The organism is Blautia sp. CAG:257 (assembly GCF_000433815.1).
Classification (GTDB): domain Bacteria; phylum Bacillota; class Clostridia; order Lachnospirales; family Lachnospiraceae; genus Blautia_A; species Blautia_A caecimuris.
Genome location: NZ_HF999114.1, coordinates 40369 through 45098, shown reverse-complemented (window position 1 = coordinate 45098; position 4730 = coordinate 40369). Strand labels below are relative to the sequence as shown.

The window sequence follows — 4730 nt, the reverse complement described above, 5'->3', positions numbered from 1 at the left end:
CTGCCCCTATTTAGAACTATCTATTTCCCGACAGCCCCCTTTGAGAAATTATTTGGTTTGAAAAAGCATTGCAGATATATAAAAATGTTTATCATCCCAACTTGTTTCTAATACTCCACCAGTTTCTGTTACGATTCGTTTTACACTTTGAAGGCCGATTCCATGGCTGCCTTTTTCCTTTTTTCTGGTAGTTAGATTTCCGTTTTTGTGAGAAATAATACCGTCATAGCTGTTTTCGATTTTTATAAGCAGCGCATTTTTGGTCTCTATCAGTTTAATGCTTAAATATTTTTCTTCTGAATTTTGTGAAGCAGAAATTGCATTTTCCAGAAGATTTCCAATCACAACACTCGCATAGAAGCTGTTCAGATTCAGCTCGTTGGAAATTCCAATATGTACATGAAGCTGATCTAAAGATTCTTTGGCTTCATTCAGGAAATAATTTAATATACTGTCAATTTCTTTGTTTCCAGAAGAGGCATATTCTTCCGGATTGCAGATATGACGTTCCATTTGAGCGATATAATTCAGAACTTCTGCTTTTTGATTATTCTGAATGAGATGTGTAAGCGAAAAAATATGATGCTTCAAATCATGACGTATTTCTCGGATCTGCGCATAGGATTCCGTCATAATATTCAACTGCCGGCTGTATCCGGATACCAGCTTTTCCAGATTCTCTTTATCGGCTTTTTCTTTATAATAATTCTGCAGAGCATCATATAGATATATAATTAGTACATTAATAATTAAAATACCTAAAATAAGTTCTGTTACAGATTCGCCGAAATTTCTTCTAATCATTGTTATTTTTAGCATCATGGCAAAGCTTAGTAATGGAATTAAAAGAACACTTCCCCATAGATATACAGGAAGTTCCATATTTTTTGTTCGCAATTTGATTGTCTTTTCATAAAGGACTGCAATTACCAACATTCCCATTCCCATGATACATTGGAGGATCCCTTCTGTAACGGAATCCTGCCCGGGATATGATTCAGGCATAAATAGTAATAAACTTTCCGTCATAATGTTTACTACATAGATACTGGTGACTACAACGATTTTTTTCAGGACAGTACCTGTGTAACACAAAGAAATTATACTCAGAGAAAGAATATTCAAAGTAAATGTTATATAAACCTGATGTACAAGATAATATCCTGCGCTTGTAAAAAGAATGAAACAAAAATAAGCTGAAATTTTATGCCATCGAAGTTCTTTTTTTGAATCAAAAAGTACCTCCATTCCACGATATATAGCATATACTCTTATAATATTTCCTATAATTCCTAATAAGATCCCTTCCATATTTTATCCTCAAAGCAGTTCATATTGCATAAATTTTACCTTTACCTCTTTTTTCTTTGACGGAGAAATTCCAAGTACTGTTCCATCCGTCATTTTTATTTTGTCAGCAGAGTATTCTGATATATAATTAAGATTTATCAAATATGATTTATGTATTTGGATAAAGGTCATATCTGGCAGTTTTTTTACAGTATCGCTGAGTTTTCCTCTAAATTGGATGTACTCTCCTGTGTGAAGAGCCATTGTAATTTGCTTGTTTTGGCTGATGCAGTACATAATATTCTCAACAGGTATTCTTTTTGCAGTTTTATTTGATGAATATACAAATATTTTCTTATTAATTATATGCCTTTTTTTCATGGTTTCCAGAGATCCGGAAACTTCTGAATATTTAAGTGGCTTTACAAGAAAATCTAAAGGTCTGCATTGGAAAAGATCCATGGCATAATGTGTTTTGGAGGATATATACACAATTTCTATCTGGAAAGAGATTTGTCAAGGGTGTTTTCTCCACTAAAACACCCTTGTTTTGTAAAAAAAACTATGATGTATAAAACAAATATATTGCACTAAATTATAATATGGTCTTAAGTGCATTTACCAACACATCAATATGCTCTTTCTGCAAAATCAACGGAGGCAACAGACGAATTACATGTGAACCCGAGGGAATTACGATAATCCCCGCTTCTTGCAAAGCATTTATGAAGTGTGCAGCAGGCACAGACAGTTCAATGCCTTTCATAAGGCCCAATCCACGCACCTCTTTGATTACAACTTTTTGGGCAGCCAATTCAGATAACGCCTTATCCAGATAGAGCGTCATCGCCCTGACGTTCGCTAATATGTCATACTGTTGGTAAAACTGGAATACAGCAGTAACGGCTGCTGCTGCCAGAGGATTGGAACCGTAAGTTGTACCATGATCTCCTGCACGCAATACACCGGTCGCTGCCCCTCTGGTTCCAATTGCACCTACCGGAACTCCACATCCCAAAGCCTTTGCCGAAACAACAATATCGGGAACAATATCATACAATTGATACGCAAACATATTCCCGCTTCTACCCATGCCACATTGAATTTCATCCGAAACCATCAAAATTTCGTTCTCATCACAGAGCTTTCGAACTCCTTTGATGAAGTAATCAGTGGCAGGATAAATTCCGCCCTCTCCTTGTACTGTTTCCATGAAAATTGCACAGGTATTGTCAGTAATCAAACGTTTGACGTTTTCCAGATCATTGAAGTCAGCAAATTTAACATGGGCAAGCATAGGAGCAAAAGGTTTCTGGTAGGCTGCTTTTCCCGTTACCGATAATGCTCCCATAGATCTACCATGAAAGGATTTCTTCATGGCAATAATCTCTCCATTATGATTATTATGCTTCAAAAAATGATATTTCTTAGCAATTTTAATTGCACCTTCAATGGCTTCCGTTCCAGAGTTAGTGAAAAACACCTGCTCCATACCTGATGCCTGATTAAACAGCTTTGCAGCTTCAATTGCCGGAACATTATAAAAAAGATTAGATGTGTGCAGCAGCTTTTCCATCTGTTCTTGCAGTGCGCGTGTGTAATTCGGATCGTGATATCCCAGGGCACACACACCGATTCCAGACCCGAAATCCAGATACCGTTTTCCCTCTGTATCATAAAGGTACATACCTTCTCCATGATCCAAGACAATAGGATAACGGTTATATACAGGAACAAACTGCTGATTTGCTTGTTCAATATAAGGATTCATTTCAGTCTTTTTCCTCCACCACTTCAATTTTAAACACATTGATCACATCCACATCTGGACAACAGAATACAATGGAGCCATCCGGTTGGCTGGGAAGTTTTCCGCCGTACCGCAGAATGTCAATGTAAGGGAAAGCCACATGCATGGCCATTGGACAGAGATTGCCTCTTTCGGTATCAAAGTCAAAGGTGTCTCCAATTTGATGACCACGATGACACCCCATATGACCTTTTTGATCAATTAAACTGATTTTAATTTTAGGCTTTTTCATCATTGATTTCCTCCAAAAATTGTTCAATGGGAATTCCCTTGTATTTATCAATATCATGCACATTGGCATAAATAATTTTTTCGAGTTGTCTCATTGCGATTTCTACGCTCTCTAAAAGCAGTCCTGATTTTAAATAATGCCCTACTACAATTGCCATAAAAATATCCCCTGTGCCCGGAAAACGCACCGGTATTTCATCATAAGGGAGCAAGACACACGAATTTTTCGGAGAGTTTTTTACAACAGTAAACATTCTTCCGTTAATGTTTGCGCTTGTAATCACAACCGATTTAGCACCAAGCATATGTAGTCGATTTGCGATTACTTCAATTTCCACCTCAGAATAGGTGTTTTTAACTGTGTATCCGGATAAAAAACACGCCTCCGTAATATTGGGGATAATCACATCTGCAATAGAACACAACCGTTTCATATAAGTGACTGCTTGATCTGTCACACCATTGTATCGTTTTCCGTCATCCCCCATAATAGGGTCAACAAAAATCGAAGTACCTGATTTTTGTTGTTCTTTGCAATATTCATATATGAGACATGATTGTTTTTCTGACACAATAAATCCAGTACAGATTGCGTCGAAAGAAAACATGAGTTTCTTCCATACCAGAAGCGTATTTTCCATATATTCTGTTGTGTCCCAAATATCAAACTGCCCATAATCCAGAGTGTTGGAAACGAGTGCAGTCGGCAAATTGAAAGTTTCAAATTTCAAGTGAGATAAAACAGGAATCATGACAGATAAGGCGACCTTTCCATACCCCGCCATATCATTGACCAGTAAAATTCGAGTTTGCTTTTTATCTTCCATAGCCATACTCCCTCAGTAACTCAAATAACAAAGTCTGCACAGCATTTTTCCTGACTCTGTTTGAAAAATCTTCTGTAATGTGGTTTCTACTGTGTTCTTTCCCAGATTATCTTCATAAAAATTCACTAAAAAATCCGCTTCCACAAGAATCTGATAGTCAATCCCGTCTATATCTGTGTAAGTGTGATGATGGCCAACCAAATAGCAGATGCGTTCAATATCTGCTTCTTCAAACTTAAGCTTTTTTAACATTTTTCGAGCATATGCAGGACCTTCCTGCTCTTGCAATTTTCCATTACACCTTCCGTATTTTTCTTCTGACGGACGGATTCCGATATCGTGTACCAGTGCTGCACATTCGGCTAAAAACTGGGTGTGTTCATCCAGCTGTTCCATATGGCCAATCATCTGTGCAAAGCGATGCACCTTTATCAAATGGTGAATACGCTGGGGATCGTTTTGATTGAAAGCAATCATTTCTTGCGTTAAAAGATCGACTATTTTTTCCAGATTCATAAAGTCCTCCTATTTCACTTCCTCTTTTAAACAAAGTGCCAACAACTCTTTCCCTC

The 4730-nt window shown here is 37.3% G+C and carries 6 protein-coding genes; all 6 read right to left on the bottom strand.

Features of this window, described 5'->3' with window-relative positions; translation table 11 throughout:
* Window positions 1-48 precede the first annotated feature (48 nt).
* Window positions 49-1311, bottom strand: coding sequence for a sensor histidine kinase (locus QVP40_RS12945; protein ID WP_022068810.1), 1263 nt, complete (start codon window positions 1309-1311; stop codon window positions 49-51).
* A gap of 9 nt (window positions 1312-1320) precedes the next feature.
* Window positions 1321-1752, bottom strand: a complete 432-nt coding sequence (locus QVP40_RS12940; protein ID WP_288200570.1) for a LytR/AlgR family response regulator transcription factor — start codon at window positions 1750-1752, stop codon at window positions 1321-1323.
* Window positions 1753-1885: 133 nt separating this feature from the next.
* Window positions 1886-3061, bottom strand: coding sequence for an aspartate aminotransferase family protein (locus QVP40_RS12935; protein WP_022068808.1), 1176 nt, complete (start codon window positions 3059-3061; stop codon window positions 1886-1888).
* A gap of 1 nt (window position 3062) precedes the next feature.
* Complete coding sequence (locus QVP40_RS12930; protein WP_087415762.1) at window positions 3063-3332, bottom strand: TIGR04076 family protein; 270 nt, start codon at window positions 3330-3332, stop codon at window positions 3063-3065.
* Window positions 3319-4158: a pyridoxamine kinase gene (locus QVP40_RS12925; protein ID WP_022068806.1), complete on the bottom strand. Its 840-nt coding sequence runs from the start codon at window positions 4156-4158 to the stop codon at window positions 3319-3321. Before QVP40_RS12925 ends, QVP40_RS12930 begins: the two co-directional genes overlap by 14 nt.
* 12 nt (window positions 4159-4170) lie before the next feature.
* The gene (locus QVP40_RS12920; RefSeq protein ID WP_022068805.1) at window positions 4171-4674 is read right to left on the bottom strand and encodes an HD domain-containing protein; all 504 of its coding nucleotides are present in this window, start codon (window positions 4672-4674) and stop codon (window positions 4171-4173) included.
* Window positions 4675-4730: the final 56 nt, after the last annotated feature.